General features: G+C 68.6%; 15 protein-coding genes. 6 read left to right on the forward strand and 9 right to left on the reverse strand.

The annotated features are described in order from the left end of the window. Nucleotides 1-20: 20 nt before the first annotated feature. The 8 genes from U9983_RS01290 to U9983_RS01325 all read right to left on the reverse strand — a co-directional run bounded on the left by U9983_RS01290 (nucleotide 21) and on the right by U9983_RS01325 (nucleotide 10,618). Entirely contained in the window at nucleotides 21-791 is a 771-nt protein-coding gene (locus U9983_RS01290; RefSeq protein ID WP_322752261.1) for a response regulator, read from the reverse strand. Continuing rightward, nucleotides 788-3,379, reverse strand: coding sequence for a sensor histidine kinase KdpD (locus tag U9983_RS01295; protein ID WP_322752262.1), 2,592 nt, complete (start codon nucleotides 3,377-3,379; stop codon nucleotides 788-790). The genes U9983_RS01290 and U9983_RS01295 overlap by 4 nt, the downstream gene beginning before the upstream one ends. 8 nt (nucleotides 3,380-3,387) lie before the next feature. Continuing rightward, nucleotides 3,388-4,272: a potassium-transporting ATPase subunit C gene (locus U9983_RS01300; protein ID WP_322752263.1), complete on the reverse strand. Its 885-nt coding sequence runs from the start codon at nucleotides 4,270-4,272 to the stop codon at nucleotides 3,388-3,390. A gap of 20 nt (nucleotides 4,273-4,292) precedes the next feature. Further along, nucleotides 4,293-6,512 carry a potassium-transporting ATPase subunit KdpB gene (kdpB, locus tag U9983_RS01305; protein ID WP_322752264.1) on the reverse strand — a complete coding sequence of 740 codons (2,220 nt, stop codon included), beginning with the start codon at nucleotides 6,510-6,512 and terminating at the stop codon, nucleotides 4,293-4,295. A gap of 120 nt (nucleotides 6,513-6,632) precedes the next feature. Next, nucleotides 6,633-8,294 (reverse strand): potassium-transporting ATPase subunit KdpA, encoded by a 1,662-nt coding sequence (gene kdpA, locus U9983_RS01310; RefSeq protein WP_322752265.1) that lies wholly within the window; start codon nucleotides 8,292-8,294, stop codon nucleotides 6,633-6,635. A 75-nt stretch (nucleotides 8,295-8,369) separates the two neighbouring features. Further along, nucleotides 8,370-8,459, reverse strand: coding sequence for a K(+)-transporting ATPase subunit F (gene kdpF / locus U9983_RS01315; RefSeq protein WP_322747372.1), 90 nt, complete (start codon nucleotides 8,457-8,459; stop codon nucleotides 8,370-8,372). Between the two features lie 364 nt (nucleotides 8,460-8,823). Beyond that, nucleotides 8,824-9,696 (reverse strand): acyl-CoA thioesterase II, encoded by an 873-nt coding sequence (locus tag U9983_RS01320; protein ID WP_322752266.1) that lies wholly within the window; start codon nucleotides 9,694-9,696, stop codon nucleotides 8,824-8,826. 10 nt (nucleotides 9,697-9,706) lie between these two features. Continuing rightward, a complete protein-coding gene (locus U9983_RS01325; RefSeq protein WP_322752267.1) occupies nucleotides 9,707-10,618 on the reverse strand; it encodes a FadR/GntR family transcriptional regulator in 912 nt (303 codons plus the stop codon). 486 nt (nucleotides 10,619-11,104) lie between these two features. Here U9983_RS01325 and U9983_RS01330 point away from each other — a divergent pair, with 486 nt between their 5' ends. From U9983_RS01330 to U9983_RS01340, 3 genes are all read left to right on the forward strand, one after another. After that, the gene (locus tag U9983_RS01330) at nucleotides 11,105-13,750 is read left to right on the forward strand and encodes a carboxylate--amine ligase/circularly permuted type 2 ATP-grasp protein (protein WP_322752268.1); all 2,646 of its coding nucleotides are present in this window, start codon (nucleotides 11,105-11,107) and stop codon (nucleotides 13,748-13,750) included. Nucleotides 13,751-13,856: 106 nt separating this feature from the next. After that, nucleotides 13,857-15,641, forward strand: a complete 1,785-nt coding sequence (locus U9983_RS01335) for an N-acetylglutaminylglutamine amidotransferase (RefSeq protein ID WP_322752269.1) — start codon at nucleotides 13,857-13,859, stop codon at nucleotides 15,639-15,641. A gap of 101 nt (nucleotides 15,642-15,742) precedes the next feature. Beyond that, a complete protein-coding gene (locus tag U9983_RS01340) occupies nucleotides 15,743-17,851 on the forward strand; it encodes a S9 family peptidase (RefSeq protein ID WP_322752270.1) in 2,109 nt (702 codons plus the stop codon). 211 nt (nucleotides 17,852-18,062) lie between these two features. Here the strand turns inward: U9983_RS01340 and U9983_RS01345 are convergent, their stop codons facing one another. Further along, a complete protein-coding gene (locus U9983_RS01345) occupies nucleotides 18,063-18,587 on the reverse strand; it encodes a VOC family protein (protein WP_322747366.1) in 525 nt (174 codons plus the stop codon). Between the two features lie 298 nt (nucleotides 18,588-18,885). Between U9983_RS01345 and fdhD the strand changes: the two genes are divergently transcribed. From fdhD to U9983_RS01360, 3 genes are all read left to right on the forward strand, one after another. Further along, nucleotides 18,886-19,800, forward strand: a complete 915-nt coding sequence (fdhD, locus tag U9983_RS01350; protein ID WP_322752271.1) for a formate dehydrogenase accessory sulfurtransferase FdhD — start codon at nucleotides 18,886-18,888, stop codon at nucleotides 19,798-19,800. A gap of 16 nt (nucleotides 19,801-19,816) precedes the next feature. Continuing rightward, entirely contained in the window at nucleotides 19,817-22,177 is a 2,361-nt protein-coding gene (locus U9983_RS01355; protein WP_322752272.1) for an FdhF/YdeP family oxidoreductase, read from the forward strand. Nucleotides 22,178-22,250: 73 nt separating this feature from the next. Then, the gene (locus tag U9983_RS01360) at nucleotides 22,251-23,504 is read left to right on the forward strand and encodes a glycosyltransferase (RefSeq protein WP_322752273.1); all 1,254 of its coding nucleotides are present in this window, start codon (nucleotides 22,251-22,253) and stop codon (nucleotides 23,502-23,504) included. Nucleotides 23,505-23,512: the final 8 nt, after the last annotated feature.

The raw sequence follows: 23,512 nt of genomic DNA on the forward strand, positions 1-23,512 counted from the left end.
AGACCTTTATCGTGGGGTGGTCAGGGCTGGAACCGGTAACCCATGCCGGGTTCGGTGATGAAGTGGCGGGGGCGCGCGGGGGTCGGCTCAAGTTTGCGGCGCAGTCGTCCCATGTACTCGCGCAGGTAGTGGCTTTGTTCCTTGGGAGAGGGTCCGCCGGTGTGGGGGAGAAGCTGCCGATAGGTGATCAGCTTTTCGGGGTTGCGGAGCAGGACGTCGAGCAGGTGCCATTCGGTGGGGGTGAGCCGGATGGTCACCGGGCCGGTGCGCTCGGGGTTGTCGGCATCCTCGTCGCCGCCAACGCCGCCAACGCCGCCAACGCCGCCAACGCCGCCAACGCCGCCAACGCCGCCGGGCCGACGGGTGACCTGTCGGGCGCCCAGGTCGATGATGTAGGCGCCGACCGTTGCCGTGGGCGCCTCCGTGGCCGTCGGCGTCCGGCGGGCCACCGCACGTAGTCGGGCGAGGAGCTCGTCGACGCGGAAGGGTTTGGTGACGTAGTCGTCGGCGCCGGCGTCGAGTGCGCCGATCTTGTCCGCGCTGCCGGCACGGCCGGACAGCACGATGATCGGCGTGCTGGTCCACCCGCGTAGGGCGTGGATGACCTCGGTTCCGTCGATGTCGGGCAGGCCCAGGTCGAGCAGGACGATGTCGGGCCGGCCGGCCTGCGCGGCGGCGAGAGCCTGGCGGCCTGCGACGGCGGTGGTGACGTCGTAGCCGCGGGCGTGCAGGGTGATGCGCAGTGCGCGCAGGATCTGCATGTCGTCGTCGACGATCAGGATGCGCGTCATACCTCATTGTCCGAACTATCCGAACTATCCGAACTATCCGACAGTGCGGTGTAGGGCGGCGCGGCGGGCAGTGACAGCACCATGGTAAGTCCTCCCCCAGGGGTTTCCTCGGGCGTGAGCTGCCCGTCCATCGCTTCGGTGAGCCCGCGCGACAGGGCGAGGCCGAGCCCGACGCCGGTGGTGTTGTCCCGGTCGCCCAGGCGCTGGAACGGGGCGAAGACGCGTTCGTGGTCGGCTTCGGGGATGCCGCGGCCCCGGTCGATGACGCGTAGTTCGACCCGGTCACCGAGGGCGCTGGCGGTGATCAGGGGTGGCTGGCCAGCCGGGGAGTGGCGGACGGCGTTGGCCACCAGGTTGGCGATGACCCGTTCGAGCAGGGGTGGGTCGGCGTTGACTTCGGGGAGCGTCTCAGGTAGATCGACTTCGATGCTGTGCCCGCTCGGGCCGAGCTCGTCGAGTGCGCGCGGGACGATCTCGTCGAGCCCGACCCGCTGCCTGGACACCGCCAGCGCGCCGGCCTGCAGACGGCTCATGTCCAGGAGGTTTTCGACCAGTCGGGTCAGCCGGTCGAGGCTTTCGTCGGCGGTGGCGAGCAGATCGGTCTGTTCCTGGCGGGTCCAGAAGACGTCGGAGGCCCGCAGGCTGGACACCGCGGCCTTCGCCGATGCCAGGGGACTGCGCAGGTCGTGGCTGACCGCGCCCAGCAGGGCGGTGCGGGTGCGGTCGGTTTCGGCCAGGTCAGCGGCGTCGGCAGCCTGGGCGGCGAGCCGGTGGCGGTCCAACGCGACGGCGGCTTGGGCGGCGAACGCGGTCAGCACACTGCGGTCCGATCCCGCCACGACCCGGCCGCGCAACGCCAGGTGCAGATCCGCGCGGATGGGTATCTCGGTGTCGGCAGCCTGCGGTGTCGGGCACGGGTCGGGGCCGCTGACACCGACCACCACCCAGGTGTCGCCCGCCCGGGAGAGCCCGGTGTCCTGCCGTTCGAGCAGCGTGGCCGATGTCATCCCGAACGTCTCGCGGACCCGGTCGAGCACCGCGGCCACGGCGTCCTGCCCCGCGACGAGGCTACCGGACAGGGTGGACAGTGTGTCCGCCTCGGCGCGGGCCCGTGCCGCGTCCCGGGTGCGGCGGGCGGCGATGTCGACAATGACGCTCACGGCGGTGGCGACCACCACGAACACGCCAAGCGCGAGGATGTTCTCCGTGTTGCGCATATAGAGCGTGTGCGGCGGATCTGTGAAGAACCAGTCGGCGAGCAGACTCGCACCGACCGCTGCGAACAGCGCCGGGTACAGGCCTCCGACAACCGCGACATTGACGATCATGGTGAGGTAGAGCAGCAGGTCACCGGCCAGGTCGACGTCGCCCCGCAGCCGGGTGAGCGCCACGGTGAGAGCGGGCAGGCCGACCGCGGCGAGGGCCGCCCCGATGATCCGGCGTCGGGGGGTGAGTCCACCGGTGAGCTCCGGTAGCCCGTAGTAGGTTCTGCCCGCCCGGTCGTGTGGGATCATGTGGACGTCGATCTTCCCGGAGCTGCGGATGACCTCGGCCGCCACCCCCCGGCCGCCGAGAACGGTGCCAAGCCAGCTGCGCCGGCTCGCGCCGAGCACAAGCTGGCTCGCATTCTCGCCGCGGGCGAACGCCAGCAGGGTTGCCGCGATGCTGTGCCCGATGACCTGGTGGTAGCTGCCGCCGAGGCTTTCGACCAACTCGCGTTGCTGTTGCAGTGTCTGCGCGGATGCGCTGATCAGACCGTCGCTGCGGGTGACGTGGACAGCGAGCAGTTCGCCGCCGGCGCGCGTGGCGATGCGGGCGCCGCGCCGGATGAGGGTTTCGCCTTCGGATCCGCCGGTGAGAGCGACGACGACCCGTTCGCGGGTTTCCCACCGGCGGGAGATGCCGTGCTCGGCACGGTAGGTGTCGAGCTGTTCGTCGACCTTGCCGGCCATCCACAGCAGCGCCAGTTCGCGCAGCGCCGTGAGGTTGCCGATCCGGAAGTAGTTCCCGAGTGCGGCGTCGATTTTCCCTGGGTCGTAGACGTTGCCGTGCGCCATCCGGCGGCGCAGCGCCTCCGGCGCCATGTCGACGAGCTCGACCTGGTCGGCGCGGCGCACGACCTCGTCGGGGACGGTTTCCCGTTGGGCCACCCCGGTGATCGCCTCGACGACGTCGTTGAGCGACTCCAGATGCTGGACGTTGACGGTGGACAGCACGTCGATGCCGGCGTCGAGCAGCTCCTCGACGTCCTGCCAGCGCTTCTCGTGACGGCTGCCGGGGATGTTGGTGTGGGCGAGCTCGTCGACGAGCGCGACCTGCGGGCGCCTGGCGAGCAGGGCGTCGAGATCCAGCTCCGGGAAGGTCCGGTCCCGGTACGCCACCGCCCGCGGCTGGACGATCTCCAGACCGCCCAGCAGGTTCGCGGTGTGGACCCGCCCGTGGGTCTCGACGAGGCCCACCACCACGTCGGTTCCCCGCGCGGCCCGGCGGTGGGCCTCGTCCAGCATCGCGTACGTTTTCCCGACCCCGGGGGCCGCTCCAAGGTAGACCCGTAGCCGTCCCCGGCCCGGGTTTCGTGACCCAGCCATCCCTGCGGTCAGCTCGTACGCAGTTTGTCCAGGGCGAGGTTGAGCTCGACGACGTTGACGGTCGGCTCGCCGAGGAAGCCGAGCGCCCGGTGGGTGACATGGTCGTCGACGAGCCTGCGGACGACTGTCGGGTCGAGCCCGCGGGCCTTGGCGACCCTGGCCACCTGCAGGTCGGCGTAGGCGGGGGAGATGCCCGGGTCCAGACCGCTACCGGAGGCTGTCACGGCATCGGGCGGCACCGGGTTGCCCGCCGCCTTGCCCGGGCCGGGCACGAGAACCTGCTTTCCCGCGGCATAGTCGTCACCGTACGTCGCGCATTGGACCGCAATCCCTTCGTAGCTGGCGAGGAACGGCCCGGCCGGACACTGCTCGTTCACGCTGACGACCTTGGTGATCGGCCCCGCATAACCGGGGTCACGGTAGAACACCGACAGGACCGCGCCGACGCCTCCGGCCGTGCAGTAGGGACGCCGGCCGTCGACGCCTTCGAGGTCACCGACGGCCTTGCTGCGGCTGCACACCTGGGTGAGCAGGCTCTGTTTGCTCTCGTCGTCCTTGGTAGCCGGGTCGTCGAGGGTGTCGGCGACGCTTTCCGGACCGAGGTTGGACGCGGAGGTCGCGGTGGGGTCGTAGCCCTCGCCCGCCGCGGACGGACGGGACTGGAAGTACGTCGGGATCGGGTTGCCGTTCGAGTCGGTGAACAACTGGCCGATCAGCGACGAACCGACGACGTGGCCGTCCGCAGCTTTGATCATCGAGCCGTCCGCCCGGTGCTTGAGGCCGGGTAGCTGGGCGATTGCGGTGATCGCCAGTGGATAGGCGATGCCGGTGATCACCGTGAGTACCAGGAGTACGCGCACGGCGGCGAACAGGTGTCGGAGCGAGCCGGGCATGCGTGACGAGACCACTGTGATCACCGAATTCCGGGGATGAACTGGATGACCAGGTCGATCAGCTTGATCCCGAGGAACGGGATGACCAGGCCGCCCAGTCCGTAGATGTAGAGGTTGCGGCGCAGCATCGTCGCCGCGTTGCCCGGCGTGTAACGCACACCACGCAGGGCCAGCGGGATTAGCGCAATGATGATCAGTGCGTTGAAGATGACCGCGGACAGGATCGCGGACTGCGGGCTGTGCAGTCGCATGATGTTCAGTTTGTCCAGCCCCGGGTACACCGCCGCGAACATCGCCGGGATGATCGCGAAGTACTTGGCGACGTCGTTGGCGATCGAGAAGGTGGTGAGTGCTCCACGGGTGATGAGCAGCTGCTTGCCGATCTCGACGATCTCGATGAGCTTCGTCGGGTTGCTGTCGAGATCGACCATGTTCCCGGCTTCCTTGGCCGCGGACGTGCCGGTGTTCATGGCAACGCCGACGTCGGCCTGGGCGAGGGCGGGGGCGTCGTTGGTTCCGTCCCCGGTCATCGCGACGAGCTTGCCGCCCTCCTGCTCCCGTTTGATCAGGGCGAGCTTGTCTTCGGGGGTCGCTTCGGCCAGGAAGTCATCCACACCCGCCTCGTCGGCGATCGCCTTCGCGGTCAGCGGGTTGTCACCAGTGATCATGACGGTGCGGATACCCATGCTGCGCATCTCGTCGAAGCGTTCCCGCATGCCGGACTTGACGACGTCCTTGAGCTGGATCACGCCGAGGACCCGCGCCGTCGGGCCGGAGCCGGCGTCCCCGGCCGAGCTGTCGGTCACCTCACCGACAACCAGCGGCGTCCCGCCGGACGCGGCGATGCCGTCGACAACCTCGCCCGTGCCGTCGGGTACCGGCCCACCATGGTTGCGGACCCACGTCAGCACCGCCGTTGCCGCGCCCTTGCGGATCTGGCGCCCACCGCCGGCATCCGGTCCGCCGCTGGTGAGGTTGACACCGGACATCCTGGTCTGCGCGGTGAACGGCACGAACGTGGCGGTGGACAGCTCGCCCGGGGTGCGCTCGCGCAGACCGTAGGTGCTCTTGGCGAAGACCACGATGGAGCGGCCCTCGGGGGTCTCGTCGGCGAGTGAGGAAAGCTGCGCGGCATCGGCGAGCACCTGCTCGTCCACGTCCCCGACCGGGATGAAGGCGCGCGCCTCACGGTTGCCCAAAGTGATTGTCCCGGTCTTGTCCAGTAGCAGCGTGTTGACGTCGCCGGCCGCCTCGACGGCGCGACCACTCATGGCGAGCACGTTGCGTTGCACCAGCCTGTCCATGCCCGCGATGCCGATCGCCGAGAGCAGAGCGCCGATCGTCGTCGGGATCAGACAGACCACCAGCGACACCAGCACGATCCCGGTGACGCCGTTGGCGTTCAGGGCGGCGCTGTCGGGGATACCCGGCTGCTGAGCCTTCGAGAAGATAGCCAACGGCTGTAGGGTCGCGACCGCGAGCAGGAAGATGATGGTCAAAGACGCCAGCAGGATGTTGAGCGCGATCTCGTTCGGCGTCTTCTGCCGGTTCGCCCCCTCCACGAGAGAGATCATCCGGTCGATGAAACTCTCGCCGGGCCGCTGGGTGATCTCTATGATGATCTGGTCGGACAGCACCCGGGTACCACCGGTCACCGCGGACCGGTCGCCACCTGACTCGCGGATCACCGGCGCGGACTCGCCGGTGATGGCGGACTCGTCGACGCTCGCGATGCCGTCGATGACGTCACCGTCACCGGGGATGAACTCGCCTGCTTCGACCACCACCCGATCGCCCTTGAGCAGGCTCGGCGCGGGTACCCGCTCGATCCGTGCCGTGCCGAGGTCCGTGCCGGGCTTCCAGTCGATCAGTCGGCGGGCAACGGTGTCCGTCTTCGCCTTGCGCAGCGCGTCGGCCTGCGCCTTTCCTCGGCCTTCGGCAACCGCTTCGGCCAGGTTCGCGAACAGTCCGGTCAGCCACAACCAGATGACGATCAGCCAGGCGAACGTGCTGGGGTCGCGGATCGCCAGCACCGTGGTGAACACGGCGCCGATCTCGACGATGAACATGACCGGGTTACGCCACAGGGTGGTCGGGTTCAGCTTTCTGATGGCGTCCGGAGCAGAGCGCCAGAGCATCCTGGGGTCGAGCAGGCCACCCTGGACCCGCCGGGCCGATCGGGTGGTGTCCGGATCCTGCGCCGGATCCGCGGAGTTTCTGTTCACAGTGGTCGTGGACATCCGTATTCCTCTTTTTGGGCCTCCGGCCGCGCGAAAGAACCATTCTCGTGCGGCCTTTGGCTGTATTTATTTTTTGGGCCTCCGGCCGCGCGGAAGAACCATTCTCGCGCGGCCTTTGGCCTAGTGGAGACCTTCCGCCAACGGTCCGAGCGCAATAGCCGGGAAGTAGGTCAGCGCGACGACGATGATTGCCACGCCCGTCACCAGGCCGACGAACAACGGCCGGTGGGTGGGCAGCGTGCCGGCCGACGCGGGAACGGGTTTCTGCCGGGCCAGACTGCCCGCCAGCCCGAGCGCGAACACCATCGGCAGGAAGCGCGCGGCGAGCATGGATATACCCAGCGTCGTGTTCCACCACGTCGTGTTCACCGAGATGCCCGCGAATGCGGACCCGTTGTTGTTCCCCGCGGACGTCGCCGCGTACAGTACCTCGGACAATCCGTGGGAGCCGGAGTTCAGCATAGTGGCCCGCTCGCCGGGCAGGGCCATCGCCAGTGCCGTGACCACCAGGACGAACGTCGGTGTGGTCAGAATGTAGAGGGAGGCGAACTTCACCTCCCGGCCGGAGATTTTCTTGCCGAGGTACTCCGGCGTTCGCCCGATCATCAGGCCACCGATGAACACGGCGAGTACGGCGAGAATGAGGATGCCGTACAGGCCCGATCCGGTACCGCCCGGAGCGATCTCCCCGAGCATCATGTTCAGCAACAGGACCGCGCCGCCGAGGCTCGTGTAGGAGTCATGAAAGGAATTCACCGCGCCGGTCGAGGTCAGCGTCGTCGCGGATGCGAAGGTTGCCGAGTCGGGTATGCCGAAACGTGTCTCGGTGCCTTCGACCGACGCGCCCACAGCGGTGGGGACCGTGCCGTGATGGGCCATCTGCAGACCGTTCACCAGGAACATGCTGGCCAGTGCGAGCACGACCATGACGGAGACGATCGCCAGGCCCTGACGGGTGTCACCGACCATCTTCCCGAAGGTCCGCGGCAGCGAGAAACCGATCGACAGCAGGAGGTAGATCTGCAGCCAGTTGGTCCAGTTCGTCGGGTTCTCGAAGGGGTGCGCGGAGTTGGCGTTGTAGAAGCCGCCACCGTTCGTCCCGAACTCCTTGATGATTTCCTGGCTCGCGACCGGTCCTCCGGTCACCGACTGGTTACCACCGGCGATGGTCGTGACCGTCTGGACGTGGTGGAAGTTCTGGACGACCCCACCCGCGATCAGTACGACCGCGCCGATCACACAGATCGGGAGCAGGATGCGGACGACGGTGCGGATGAGGTCCACCCAGAAGTTGCCGAGCTGGTCGGTACGGCTGCGGGCGAAGCCGCGGACCAGCGCGATCGCCACCGCGATGCCGACCGCCGCGCTGGTGAAGTTCTGTACCGCGAGCCCGGACATCTGTACGAGATAACCGAGCGTCGACTCACCCGAGTACGACTGCCAGTTGGTGTTCGTGACGAAGCTGGTTGCCGTGTTGAATGCCTGCCCCTGTTCCATCCCGGCGAAACCGAGGCTGAGCAGCAGCTGGCCCTGTAGCCGAAGAAACGCGTACAGGAACAGCACGGAAACAAAGGAGAAGGCGAGCACGCTGCGCAGATAGGTGCTCCATCGCTGCTCGGCGTCTGGATCGACGCCGACCACCCGATAGATCACTTTTTCGGCCCACAGATGATGCCCGGTCGTATAAACTCGGGCCATATAGTCGCCAAACGGCCGGTAGGTCAGACCCAGCGCGATGGCGAGGGTGGCGACGAAGATAATCCCCGCCGTCGTGGTGTTCATTGCGCAACCCCTTGCGGCCGCCGGCGGCACCGGGGAGATCCATGATGGACCCGCGGTGCGTCGCCGTTGGTCAGGTTAGAACTTCTCTGGAAACAAAAGGGCGATGACAAGGAAGATCGTGAGCGCGACCGCCAGGATCAAACCGGTCAGGTTCTCAGCGGTCACAGTTTCTCCACCCCTCGTACGACCAGCCCCAGCACGGCGAATATCGCGACGGTGAGGACGACGAACATCAGGTCACGCACGGCAGATCCTTCCAGCGTGGCAGGGGTCCCGGAGACCTCAAGGAAACCGAGTATCGACCCGGCGGAAGTCGGGGACCAGCGGCTTTGACGCCCTGATGACGCCTCGCCCGGAAAGTTCGACGGGTCGTCGACACGGTCGACGTCGGTCGGTGGCGGCGTGAGAGCATGTCGCAGACGCCGAACGGCTCCGACCGCGGGACGTCGCGAGCCGCGCGCGTCCTGTTGTCGGAGCCGTTGAAAAAAGGTAAAAAACGGAAAGTTGGAGCAGTCGGTCAGCGCCGGCCTCAGCGAGCCAGCCGCATCAGGCCCTCCTGTGCAACGGAGACGACGAGCCGGCCGTCGGTTGTGTAGATCTCACCGCGAGCGAAGCCACGTTCCCCGGACGCCGACGGACTGTCCTGGATGTAGAGGAGCCATTCATCCGCGCGGAACGGTCGATGGAACCACATCGCGTGGTCCAGGCTCGCCAATGAAATTCTCGGCCCCGCCGGCGTCCGATGCGGAAGCACGGTTGTCGTGATCAGGTGGAGGTCCGAGGCGTATGCGACCGCACAGGCGTGGTAGAGCGGGTCGTCGGGTAGCACCCCCCGGGCACGGAACCACCGCCGCTGGTGGGGAGCACGGGGATCCCCGAGGTAGGAGATGACGGGCGGCTCTATGGAGCCGTCCTGGGCGCTCGTCGCGATCGGCAGGACATCCAGATAGCGCAGGAAGAACGGCTCGACCCCCCCGTTGTCGGCGAAGATCTCCTCGGGTGGTGTGGCGGTGTCATCGGGCAGCGGCGTCGGGGGCATCGCCGACTGGTGCTCGAAGCCATCCACCGTATGATGGAAAGACGCGGACATGTTGAAGATGGCCTTGCCGTGCTGGATGGCGACCACACGCCGGGTCGTGAAGGACCGCCCGTCACGAATTGGGTCGACCTCATAGATGATCGGCGCCGTTGGATCACCCGGTAGCAGGAAATAGGCGTGCAGCGAGTGCACCGGACGATCGGCGGCGACGGTCCGACCAGCGGCGATCAGTGCCTGTGCCGCCACATGGCCGCCGAATACCCTGGTCGGCGCGGTGTGCCAGGACCAGCCGCGGAAGATGTTGGTTTCGATGCGGTCGAGGGTGAGGACCTCGGCCAGGGAGTCAGTCTCGGCGCGGGTCACCTGATCGACGTTACCTACCTGACGTGGGAACTCCCCCCAACAGGTCGAGGACTGTGGCCTGGTCGTGTCCGGCGAAGGGGTTTGTCGCCAGGAGGTGACGCCGCCACAGGTCCTCGGCGGCGGCTGCTTGGCCGGCTTCGATCAGGGCCACCAACTCCCGGTGTGGGCGGTGGTTGGCCGCACCGGCCGGACCTGCTCCTCCAGGCGCACCAGGCGCACCAGGCGTGGCCGGCGTGGCCGGCGTGTTGTCGGGGACCGATCCGCTGCCCTGCGCGAGGCTGACGATATGGCGCAGCATGCCGGCAAGCACGAGCAGGGTCTGGTTGCCGGCGAGCTCGATCAGCAGGCCGCGGAAGTCGGTGTCCGCGGCCTGTAGCTGGCTGTGGTTGTCGTCGGCGGCCTCGACCGCAGTGAGGGCCGCCCGGAGCTCGGTGAGATCGTCATCTGTGTGGCGCTCGGCGATCTGGCGGATACAGGGCGGCTCGATGAGAGCCCTGGCCTGATGGATGTCAGCGAGGGTCGTGCCGCGGTGTTCCAGGACCAGCGCCGCGTAGCGGGCGGCCACGTCACCGTTGGGTGTATGGACGCGGGCCCCGCCATGGGCGCCCCGGCGCACGCTGATCAGCGCTTCGGACTCCAGGACCCGGAACGCCTCGCGCAGCGTAGGGCGCGAGACACCGAACTGCTCCATCAACACGGCTTCCGGGGGAAGAGCATCGCCTTCGACCAGTTCACCCCGCACTATCTGGCGCCGCAGGTGCGCCGCGACCAGCTCGGCGGTCTTGGGGACGCGTACCTGCCTGCCGATGCGGCCCTCGCCGATCACCGCTCCGCCCGTGCCGGCGGCCTCTGCCGGCTTTGCCGGCGCGGAGATGCCGACCGGTCCGGTCGTCGCGATCTCGGTTGCGTTCAGTAACGCCATGACGGTCGGCCCCCCAGAGACATCCAGCTGCAGGCGGACGGGGCAAGCTCCCGTGGTCGCACGTCAGCACCCTTCATTCGGAAGATCATGTTGCCGGCGCTGGCGATGTCACCAGAAGTGCCGGCGAGGTTGCATTGTGACATCACAAGGGGGCGGTGTGTACGAGGGGTGGTTAGATGGCCGCGAAACGGCGAAATTTTGCCGTTGATTGTCATAGTTGTATACTGATGGCGACCATGCGGACACCTCTCCTCGCACCGTTTCGGACCGGCCCTGGCTCCCCGGTCTCCCGCCGGTTCGCGACGTTCCCGTTGACATTCGTGCGTGCCGGCGCGGGTTCAGCGGTCGTATCGAGGGTCCTGGTTGTGCGGGGAAACCGTTACAGGCAGCCAACCTGTGTGGACACATCCGAAAGTCTGCCCGGTATCAACGATCGGACAGGCCGAGACGTGCTTCTGTAGCCGAATGGCCGTAGCGTCGTCATCCATGAGCGACGACCGAATCGCGACTGTCGGCGTCGAGGAGGAGTTTCACATCCTCGATCTCGCGTCCCGCCAACTCGTACCGCGGGCCGGCGCGATCCTTGACCGCCTTCCAGCCGACCGCTTCGCCGCAGAGCTGTTGAAGTCCGTGGTGGAAACCAACAGCCGTCCCTGTACCGATCTTCTCGACCTGCGTACCGACCTGGTGGACCTGCGGCGTGAACTCGCGGCAGTCGCTGAACCGCTCGGCCTCGGTCCCGCGGCCGCGGGAACTGTTCCGCTGGTCGATCCGGACGTGCTGGGGATCAGCCGCGACCCGCGGTATGAACAGATGCTCGCCGAGTATCAGCTGCTGGCCCGGGAACAGTTGATCTGCGGTGCCCAGGTGCACGTGGACGTCGCGGACCGCGACCTCGCGATGGCGGTGGTCGCGTGGGTCGCGCCGTGGCTGCCGATGTTGCTGGCGCTGTCGGCGAGTTCCCCCTACTGGAAGGGTGTGGACAGCGGCTACGAGAGCGTCCGGACCTTGGTCTGGCAACGATGGCCGACCGCTGGCGTTGCCGGTTCGTTCAGCACCGCGGCCGAATACGATCAACTGGTCGCGGATCTGATCAAATCCGGGGTGATCAGCGATCCGGGCATGGTCTACTTCGACGTCCGTCCATCGGCGCACCTACCCACGGTCGAACTGCGCATCTGCGACGCATGTCCGGACGTCGACAACGTCATCCTCATCGCCGGCCTGTTCCGCGCGCTCGTCCGGCGGGCCACGCTCGCGATCGGGATCGGTGCGCCGGCACCGCCGCCACGGACCGAACTGCTGCGGGCGGCCACCTGGCGGGCGGCTCGCTCCGGGATCGAGGGCGACCTCGTCGATGTGGCCGGTGCGGGTCCGGTACCGGCGCACGACCTGCTGCGCCGACTGATGGACGAGGTCCGAGCCGAGCTGGAGCACGCTGGTGACTGGGAGTTGGTGACCGATCTCGCCCAGCAGGCGATCGGACGTGGCGGCGCCGCGGCCCGGCAGCGGCGGGCCTTCGCCCGGCGCGAGCGGTTGGCCGACGTCGCGGACCTCATCCTGGCCGAAACGCGTGACGCTCCGCTTGCCCCGCCGGCGCCGGCGCCGGTGTCCGCGGCTGCGGCTGCGGCTGGGTCTGCGTCTGCGTCGGTACCCGCGAGCACGCTCGCCGGTACGCCACGGTCCACCCCCGCGGGCGAGGCGAGCCTGCTTCACGGGTACCGCCCCGACGGCTTCGACGAGGTGGTCGACTCCGATGGTGCGGTCCGTGCCCCGTACCGGACCGTGATGCGGACCCTGGACCGTCTCGGGCCGGCGGTGCTGACCGAACGCGCCGAGGCGCGAGGCGTCGAGCAGGTCCTGCGCGGGGTGGTGTTCCGGGTGACCGGCGAGGACGCTGCGCGGCCGTTTCCCTTCGATCTGGTGCCACGAATCGTCGAGGCCGCGGACTGGTCGCGGCTGCGGACGGGTCTGGCGCAGCGCGTCAGGGCACTCGAGGCCTTCCTGCACGACGCCTATGGCGAGCAGGCGGCCGTCGGCGACGGTGTGGTCCCGGCCTGGACGGTGCGTGACGCGCCCGGTATGCGGGCCGCCGGGTTCGCGGTGCCCGCGGATGCCGTGCGGGCCAGCGTCACCGGCATCGACCTGGTGCGCGACGCCGACGGGAACTGGTTCGTTCTTGAGGACAACCTGCGGGTTCCCTCCGGAGTCGCCTATGCCATCGAAGGGCGGCGGCTGACCTGCTCGGTGCTGCCCGATCTGGTCCCGCCCGGCGGGATTGCCGGGCTCGACGGTGTACCCGCGCTCCTGCACGAGGCCCTCGTCGCGGCCGCTCCCACCCGGGCGACGGGGGAGCCGACGATCGCAGTGCTCACCGACGGGTCGGACAACTCGGCCCACTTCGAGCACGCCCTGTTGGCAGAGGAGATGGGGGTGGCGCTCGTCGAACCGGGCGACCTCGTCGTCGAGGACGGCCCGGCAGGCAGCGTGGTCCACCGTCTCGACCGGGGTCGACCTCGGCGGGTCGACGTCCTGTACCGGCGTTTTGACGAGGACGAGCTGGCCACCGCCGTGGCCGCCGACGGCCTGCCGCTCGGGCCGGCCCTGATCAGAGCGGTTCAGGCGGGAACGCTCAGCCTGGCGAACGCGCCTGGTAACGGTGTCGCCGACGACAAGGTGCTCTACGCCTATGTACCACTTCTGATCAAGTACTACCTGGGCGAACAACCCGTACTCGACGATGTCACGACCTACGTCTGCGGCGATCCCGAGCAGTGCGCGTACGTCCTCGATCATCTGGACGAGTTGGTGATCAAGCCGGCTGACGGGTACGGCGGGGACGGCGTACTGATCGGTCCGCGGGCGGATGCCGCTGAGCTCGCGACCGCCCGCCGACGCATCCTGGCTGAGCCGCGCCGCTGGATCGGCCAGGAGCTGGTGCGGCTGTCGACCCATCCAACCTGGCACGGCGGTCGTTTCCAGCCGTGCTCGGTCGACCTGCGCGCCTTCGTCTACCTGGGCGCGGAGGCGGTGGTCATACCGGCGGCGCTGACCCGGGTCGCACCGGTCGGCAGTCTGATCGTCAACTCGTCCCGCGGCGGTGGTTCCAAGGACACCTGGCTACCGCGCTAGGGCCTTCCTGCTCGCAACGGTGGCGTCATCTGCTGGAAACGCCGGGCACAGATGGTGGTAGCCACGCCGTCGAGGAAGCCGATGAAGCGACCGACAGGGAGCGAACATGTGCGGTCTGAGCGGGGAGCTGCGGTTTGACGGCGCTGCGGCCGATGTGGACGCGGTGGTCAGGATGGCCGACCGGATGCGACCGCGCGGCCCGGACGGCAGCGGCGTGTGGGCGTCTGGACCGGTCGCGTTCGGTCACCGTCGCCTGAAGATCATCGATCTCTCGGAGCGCGGTGCGCAGCCGATGGTCGACAGCGAGCTCGGCCTCACGACGGTCTTCAACGGCTGCATCTACAACTACCGCGAACTGCGTGACGAGCTCATCACTGCGGGCTACCGTTTCTTCTCGGCATCGGACACTGAGGTGATCGGTAAGGCATACCATCGGTGGGGCAGCCGGTGTGTAGACCACTTCGCCGGGATGTTCGCCTTCGCCATCCATGAGCGTGACACCGGCCGCGTCGTCCTCGGCCGTGACCGTTTGGGCATCAAGCCGCTGTACGTCACGGCGGACGCGACGCGCGTCCGTTTTGCCTCGACGTTGCCCGCGCTGCTCGCCGGCGGCGGGATAAGCGGCGACATCGATCGGGTTGCGCTGCACCACTATCTGTCATTCCATTCGGTCGTGCCGGCGCCGCGCACGATCCTCGCAGCCGTGCGCAAACTGCCGGCGGCCACGGTTCGGATCATCGAAGCGGACGGTTCGACCACCGACGAGCGCTACTGGCAGCCGGGTTTCGCCCGCGACCCGGCGTATGAGGGCTGGTCGGCGTCGGACTGGCGGGACGCGATCGGCGAACGGCTGCGCACCGCGGTGCGCCGGCGCATGGTTGCCGACGTCGGGGTCGGCGTGCTGCTGTCCGGAGGGCTTGACTCCAGCCTCATCGTGGCCCTGCTGGCCGAGGCCGGGCAGCACGACCTCGCGACCTTCAGCGTCGGCTTCGAGGCGGCCGGCGGCGAGTCCGGTGACGAGTTCGCGTACTCCGACGTCATCGCAAACCACTTCGGCACCGACCATCACCAGATTCGGGTCGCCGGTGACCGGCTGCTGCCCGCGATCGAGGCGACCGTCGAGGCGATGAGCGAGCCGATGGTCAGCCACGACTGCGTCGCCTTCCACCTGCTGTCGCAGGAGGTCGCCTGCCACCTGAAGGTCGTGCAGTCCGGGCAGGGCGCGGACGAGGTGTTCGCCGGCTACTCCTGGTACCCGCCACTGGCCCGCGTCGGACGCGATGAGGCGGTCGAGGACTACCTACGGGTGTTCGCGGACCGGTCGCACAGCGCGATCGAAGCCATGGTCGAGCCGGACTATCTCCTTGACACCGACGTCAGCGCGGCGTTCGTCGCCTCGCACTTCGCCGAGCCCGGTGCGTCCAGCGCGCTGGACGCGGCGCTGCGCATCGACTCCACGGTCATGCTGGTGGAAGATCCCGTCAAGCGGGTTGACAATATGACCATGGCTGCCGGTCTGGAGGCGCGCACCCCGTTCCTCGATCACGAGCTCGTCGAGCTCGCGGCGGCCTGTCCGCCCGAGCTGAAGCTCGCGTCGGGCGGCAAGGGAGTGCTCAAGGCCATCGGCCGCCCGATCATGCCGGCTGCGGTCATCGACCGGCCCAAGGGCTATTTCCCGGTCCCGGCGATCCGGCATCTGTCCGGCTCCTACCTGGACCGGGTGCGCGAGTCGCTCACCGATCCGGTCGCCAAGGCCCGCGGCCTGTTCCGAACCGAATGGGTCGAGGCGATGTTGGCCGCGCCGAACGACAACCGGACCACTCTCGGCGCGAACGCGTTGTGGCAGGCGGCTCTGCTGGAGATGTGGCTGGCGACCCAGGGGGTGGCATGATGCTTGAGCAGTTCCCGGCCGAGCCACGGCATGTCGGCATGGTCAGTCCTGGTCTTGGTCTTGGTCTTGGTCTTGGTCCTGGCCCTGGCCCTGGTGATCTGGTGGATGACTGGGTGGCGGCGGCGAGCTGTTCGTCCCCGAGTCTGGGACCCGCGGGTGCGGTCGCCTATGTCAGTGACCGTGACGGCAGCCCGCGGCTGTGGGTGCGTGACGCCACCGGCGCCGGGCGGGTCCTGGATACCGGCCCCGGTCAGGTCCGCTCGGTGGCCTGGTCACCCGATGGCGCGTGGATGGCATGCGTGGTGGCGCCCGGAGGCGGCGAGCACACCGAGGTTCGGGTCGTCCGCCCTGACGGCAGCGGCCTGCGGCGCCTCGCCGGCGGTTGGCATCCCGCCGCCAGCCTCCACTCGTCCACCGGCTCGGAGGCGGGCGCGGCGAGCGCCGCCGGGCTCGGCCGCTGGACCCCGGATGGTGGCGCGCTTGCGATCTGCGAGTCGGTCCGGTCAGGTTTGACCCACGCCCTGCTCGTCGACCCCGCAACCGGGCGGCGTGAGCACCTGGCGGTAGGCCAGGCGCTGGCCATCTGTGACATCGACGGCGACGCCGTGGCCGGGTACCGGCTGCTGCTGCGGGATGGTCCGCGGGGGGCTCGCCGGCTCATCCTCGTCGACTGCGGCACCGGACGCGTCCAACCGCTGCTTGCGGGAGTCGGCATGGTCGGGCTCGGCCGCTTCGGCCCGCCGGGCGCGGCCGCGGCCGGGACGATCCTTTACCTGCTCTCGGACGCCGGCCGGGAGCGTGCCGCGCTGGTCGCGGTGACCCTCGGGGACGACGGCACGCGCCTGGCCGCCGAGGTTGTGGCTGCCCGCGATGACGCCGACCTGGAACGGTTCGCACTGCTTCCAGCCGGCATTCCGGGGGGGCTTGCGGGCCTCATGCCGGCTGGTGTCGCGCCCGGCATCGGCGGGGGAGCGCCCGCCGCGGTGCTGGCATGGAACGTGGACGGGCGGACGGTTCTCGACCTGGTCGACCTCGGTTCGGGCGACCGCCTGGAGCTCCCACCGCTGCCGCGCGACGTCGCGGGCAGCCTGCTCGTCCGCGATGGTGGCCGCGGGCTGCTCCTGGCCCTGGTCGGCTCGACCGTCCCAGGTGAGCTGTGGACCTATGACTTCGTGTCGGCGTCGGCCGGTTACCGATGTCTGGTCTCCGATGCTCCGACCGCCTTCCCGGCACCAGCGCTCGCTTCCGTCGCAGATCTGGAGGCGAACACCGATGCCGACCCCGACGGCGGGAGGGGTACCGAGGCGGTGCTGCCCGCGCCGCGTCCGCGGACCCGCCTTGTCCGTCCGGTGCTGCACCGGCTGCGCGCACATGACGGGCTGATGCTCTCCGGTTGGCTGTACCGGCCGCCCGGAGAGCCCGGCCCGTGCCCGACCCTGCTGTTCTTCCACGGTGGGCCCGAAGCACAGGAACGTCCCACTTTCGCACCGCTGTTCCAGGCTCTGGTCACCCGCGGTATCGCCGTGTTCGCCCCGAACGTGCGAGGTTCGGCGGGCTACGGTCGGTCGTTCGCGGGCGCCGACGACCACGCCCGCCGTTTCGACGGGATCGCCGACGTCGCCTCGTGCGTGCGGTATCTGGTTGACGCGGGTCTTGCCGACGGGGGGCGGGTCGGCGTCGCCGGGCGCTCCTACGGGGGTTACCTGACCCTCGCCGCGCTGGTCACCTACCCCGAGCTGTTCAGCGTGGGGGTCGACATCTGCGGGATGGTGGACTTCGCCACGTTCTTCGCCCACACCGAACCGTGGATCGCCGGTCCCGCGCTGACCAAGTACGGCGACCCCGTGCACGACGCCGCCCTGTTGCGGGACCTGTCGCCGCTGCACCGGATGGATCGCCTGGCCGCGCCCCTGCTGGTCGTCCACGGTGGAAACGACACCAACGTCCCGGTGTTCGAGGCCGAGCAGACCGTCGCCGCGGCGACGGCGCGGGGAGTCGACTGCCGGTACCTGCTCTTCGAGGGTGAGGGCCACGAGATCATGGGCCTCGCCAACCGCACGGTGTTCATCCGGGAGACCGTCGAATGGGTGAGCGCGCATCTGCTGGAGTCTCGGCGGCTGCAGACCCGCCCGCTGGAGTCGGTGGCCGAGCCGATGGTCCCCCAGCAGGCCGTGGAGATGCCCTCGGAGTTTGAAATCGAGATCACCTGAGCGGCGTGACGCCCGGAGTGACGCCCGGAGTGACTGTCCATGGCCGAACGCCCCGTGAGGCAACGGCGGCCTTGGCCGGATACATCGCTACCTCGAAGCCGAAGACGTCGGAGTAGAACCGGCAGTGCGCGACGTCCAGTCTGTCGACGTTACCGAGATCGTACTATCGGAGCGTCGCTACGACCGTTTGAACCCGCCCATGGAGTGATAGTCAGACGGTGACCCCGATGGGGATGGAGACACCCAGGCCGCCGCGGGTGTCCGCACCGTAGCGCGCCTTCTCCTTGGCGATGTCAAGCGGCCGGATGCTGGTTTTGGCCGCGAGCGCGGCGTCGTCGAGCAGGTGTGCGGGGATCAGCCAGACGACCTCGAACTCCAGACCGTCCGGGTCGTGTGCGTACAGGCTCTTGGTCGTGCCGTGGTCGGACGCGCCGACCAGAGCCCCGGCCTCGGTGAGCCGGCGCGCGGTCGTCTCAAGCTCGGTGAGGGTGCCGACCTCCCACGCGATGTGGTACATGCCGACGGTCGAACGCCCCGCCTGTGAGGCGCCGGCGGCTGCGCCGATCTGGAACATGCCGATGTCGTGGTCGTTGGTGGAGTCCGGCGCGCGCAGGAAAGCGGCCTGGCCCGGTACCGACACCACGGTCTGGAAGTCGAGGATGTCGGTGTAGAAGGCGGCCGTGCGTGCGACGTCGCGTACATAGAGGACAACGTGGTTGAGGCGGTGGATGCCCATGACTTCTCCCTGCGGCCTTCGGTGCCGGCCACGTGGCGCCGGCTCGGTTCTGTTGAGCCTTCAACTATCTTCACGGTACCTCGAGTCGAAGGTGGCGATCCGGGTCGTGCGGTGTCCGAACCTTCGTGGCCGGAGGAGTAGGTAGAGAAGGCTGCTATCACGACGAAAATCGCCTACCGGGCTCGACCGCCACCCGGTGACGGTAGGTGGAAACGGTCGCTATCCCGACGGAAGCTACCTACCGTCACCATGTGGCGGTCACTGGAAAACGCCGCGGGGGTAGGGCAGTGTGGGCGGGGTGGGACGGGTGACAGCACGCAGACGGGTTTTGCGGATTTCCGTCGACGGCGAGCGCGCGGCGCGGCCCGACTGCCTGGCTGGTGAGGAACCGCTGGAGCTGCGGGTCGGTGGTAAGGCGCTGACCGTGACCATGCGTACGCCCGGGCATGATATCGATCTTGTTCTGGGTTTCCTGGCCGGCGAGGGGATCATCGGCAGCGGGTCGGACGTCACGGCTATTCGTTACTGCGTCAGTGCCGTCAGTGCCGTCAGTGCCGTCAGTGCCGTCGGCGGCGCTGCCGGCTGTCAGGACCAGGATGTCCAGACCTACAACGAAGTCCAGACCTACAATGTTGTTGACATCACCCTCGCCCCGAGCGTTCCCAGGCCGGATGTCAGCATCGAACGCGCCTTCTACACCAGTAGTTCCTGCGGACTGTGCGGGAAGACCAGCATCGACGGGGTCCGGCTGCGCAGCCGGTACGAGGTGGACGCCGACCCGCTGGTGCTGCGCCCGGATGTGGTGCTCGCGCTTCCCGACCGGCTTCGCCTGGCGCAGAGGGTCTTTGCCACCACCGGTGGCTTGCACGCCGCCGCGATCGCGGACGCCGACGGGAACCTGCTGGTGGTCCGGGAGGACGTCGGCCGCCACAACGCGGTCGACAAGGTCGTCGGCTGGGCGGCGCGTGAAGGGCAGCTGCCCTTGCGCGAACGGGTCCTGGTGGTCAGCGGCCGCGCGTCGTTCGAGCTGACCCAGAAGGCGCTGTTGGCCGGGATTCCCGCGCTGGTCGCGGTGTCCGCGCCGTCATCGCTCGCGGCGGACCTGGCCCAGGAGGCCGGGATGACGCTGGTCGGGTTCGTCCGCGGCGGCTCGATGAACGTCTACACCGGTGCGCACCGCATTGCCGACGCACTGGTGAACAGCGGTTCATGATGAGAGGATTCCAACGATGCCACGTCATGCTCCACGGGAGGACAGCGGCGAGCGCGGGATCAGGGTCGGTTCCCCCGCGTCGTCCGCGGCCGGTATTCCCGGTGTGCTGCACGCGATGGCGCATGTCCGTGACCAGTTGGGTGTCCGCCGCGGAGTCCGCTCGCTGCTCGCGCTGAACCAGGTCGACGGTTTCGACTGTCCCGGGTGTGCCTGGCCCGAAGGCGACCCGGCCGAGCGCAGAAGGGCCGAGTTCTGCGAGAACGGCGCCAAGGCCGTCGCCGAGGAGGCGACCCTTCGTCGGATCACCCCCGCGTTCTTCGCCGAGTATCCCATTGGTGACCTTGCCGCCCGCAGCGGTTACTGGCTGGGTCAGCAGGGCCGCCTCACCGAGCCGATGTACAAGGCGGCCGGGGCGGAGCACTACGTCCCGGTGGGTTGGGATGATGCGTTCGCGATTGTCGCCGAGGAACTGCAGGCGCTCGACAGCCCGGACGAGGCGGCCTTCTACACGTCCGGGCGGGCCAGCAACGAGGCAGCCTTCGTCTATCAGTTGTTCGTGCGGGCCTTCGGCACGAACAACCTGCCGGACTGCTCGAACATGTGCCACGAGTCGTCCGGGTCCGCGCTGACCGAAACGATCGGCGTGGGCAAGGGCAGCGTAAGCCTGGACGATCTCGCCAAAGCTGACCTGATCTTCATTGTGGGGCAGAATCCGGGCACGAACCATCCGCGGATGCTCACCGCGCTGGAGGCGGCCAAGCGCGCGGGAACGAGCATCATCGCGATCAACCCGCTGCCCGAGGCGGGTCTGCTGCGGTTCCGTAACCCGCAGCATCCCAGTGGCGTCATCGGGTCTGGCACGGTGCTGGCCGACCAGTTCCTGAAGATCCGCCTCGGCGGTGACCTGGCCCTGTTCCAGGCGATCAACGCACGCCTGCTGGCCGCCGAGGACGCGCGGCCGGGGCAGGTACTCGACCGGGCGTTCATCGACACCCATACCGACGGCTTCGCCGAGCTGGCCGCGCAGCTGCGGACGCTGTCCGCCGATGATGTTCGGGCCGCCACGGGCCTGGCCGACACGGAGATCGACCAGGTCGTGCAGCGGGTGCTGGCCGCACAACGGATCATCGTCTGTTGGGCGATGGGGCTCACCCAGCACCGTGACTCGGTGCCCACGATCCGAGAGGTCGTCAACTTCCTGCTGCTGCGCGGCAACATCGGTCGTCCCGGTGCCGGGGTATGTCCGGTGCGCGGGCACAGCAACGTCCAGGGCGACCGGACCATGGGCATCTGGGAGAAGCCGCCGGCGCTCTTTCTCGACCGGCTGGCGGCCGAGTTCGGTTTCGATCCGCCGCGCGAACACGGGCTCGACGTGGTCGACACGGTGCGGGCGATGCGCGACGGCAGGGTGAAGGTGTTCACCGCACTCGGCGGGAACTTCGTCGCGGCCACCCCTGATTCCGAGGTCACCGAGGCCGCGATCCGGCGGCTGCGACTGAGCGTCCAGGTGTCGACCAAACTGAACCGATCGCATACCGTCACCGGCCGGCGGGCGTTGATCCTGCCCACGCTCGGCCGTACCGAGATCGACGTGCAGGCCGGCGGGCCGCAGTTCGTCACGGTCGAGGACTCGATGAGCGCGGTGCACGCCTCCCGAGGGAATCTCGCGCCCGCCTCGGTCGCGCTGCGTTCGGAGGTGGCGATCGTCTGCGGATTGGCCCGGGCGACGCTGGGCGACCGTGTCGCCGTCGGCTGGGAGGGGCTCACCGCCGACTACGGTCGCGTCCGCGGACATATCGGCCGGGTCGTCCCCGGCTGTGAGGAATTCGAGGTGAAGGTCGCGCGGCCCGGTGGGTTCGTCCTCGCGCACCCGCCGCGGGACTCCCGCACCTTCCCGACCGAGACCGGGCGGGCCCGGCTCACCGTCAACACTCTGGACGTGCTGCGGGTTCCACCCGGGCATCTGCTGTTGCAGACGGTCCGTTCGCACGACCAGTTCAACACCACGATCTACGGGCTGGACGACCGTTACCGCGGCGTCCGTCAGGGCCGCCGGGTCGTGTTCGTCAACCCCGACGATCTCGCCGCCCTGACCATCGCCGACGGCGATCAGGTCGATCTGGTCAGCGTGTGGGGGGACGGTGTCCTCCGGCGCGCGGCGGACTTTCGGGTGGTGGCGTATCCGACCGCGGCCGGCTGTTCCGCCGCCTATTTCCCGGAGACCAACGTCCTTGTGCCGCTGGACAGTACTGCGGCGGTCAGTAATACTCCTACGTCCAAGTCGATCGTAATCCGTCTGGAACCAGTCGTAGCCGCCCGGCGGGGACGATTCTCAAATCTGTTACATCAGGTGGAAATTTCTGATTCATCCGGGTGAACGGAAGGCTGTTGTTGTCTCAGTCCGGCGCTGCTGACAGTTGGAGCCGGCGCGATCTGCGAGGCTAACGGACGTGATAACACTGGCGGCTTGTGCGTTTTGTTCCCTGTTGGTGTGGTTGGTGCTACTGGGCGGCCACGGAATGTTCTGGTGCACCGACACCCGGCTTGATCCCGATGATGCCTTGGCGCGGGGCGGAGCCGAGCCGCCCGGCGGCTGGCCCGCGGTCACCGTGATCGTCCCCGCTCGGGACGAGGCTGAGATGTTGCCGCACAGTCTGCCGTCGCTGCTCGGCCAGCATTACCCCGGTTCGCTGCGGGTCGTGCTGGTCGACGACGCCAGCGACGACGGAACCGGTGACGTTGCCCGTGCGCTGGGCCGGCATCCCGATGCACAGGTGCCGTTGACGGTCATCACCAGCCAGCCACGGCCGGCCGGCTGGGTCGGCAAGGTGTGGGCGCTGGAACAGGGCATGCGCACCGTGCCACCGGATGTGGACTGGCTGCTGTTCACCGACGCTGACATCGCCCACGGCCCGGATTCGGTCACCCGGCTGGTAAGCCACGCAACCAGCCGCGGTCTCGACCTCACGTCGCTGATGGCCGTGCTACGCACTCAGAACCGCTGGGAGAGGATCATCATCCCGGCCTTCGTCTACTTCTTCGCCCAGCTCTATCCGTTCCGCCGGGCCAACCGGCCCGACGCGAGGACGTCGGCCGCGGCCGGGGGCTGTGTACTCCTGCGCCGGGCCGCGCTGGAACGTGCCGGGGGGTTGGCCGCCATCTCCGGCGCGGTCATCGACGACTGTTCCCTGGCCAGCGCGGTCAAGCGGACCGGTGGCCGGACCTGGTTGGGCCTCGCCGACCGCGGGCCGCGCGGCGTGCGCAGCGTCCGGCCCTACCCGCAGCTGGCAGACCTGTGGAAGATGGTCGCCCGCAGCGCGTACACCCAGCTCCGGCATTCCCCGGCGCTGCTCGCCGGCACCGTTGTCGGACTGATCTTCGCCTACCTCATCCCGCCGCTCGCCGCGGTGGCCGGCCTGGCGGGTCTCGCCGCCGGTGCCGGTGGCGGCGCCGCGGCCGTTGCCGCTGCGGCCGGGATCAGCGCCTGGGTGGTGATGACCATCACCTACCTCCCGATGGTCCGTTACTACCGCCAGCCGCTGCCCGTCGTCCTGACTCTCCCCGCGGTGGCGGTCCTCTACGTGCTCATGACACTGGACTCGGCGCGGGCACACCGCCGTGGCCACGGCGCCGCGTGGAAGGGGCGCGCCTACTCGGCGTCGGACTCCGGGGGTGTCAACTCCGGCGGTGTCGCCGGAACGTGAAAGTCCCG

The organism is Protofrankia sp. Cas3 (assembly GCF_963555955.1).
In the GTDB taxonomy this organism is placed as follows: domain Bacteria; phylum Actinomycetota; class Actinomycetes; order Frankiales; family Frankiaceae; genus Protofrankia.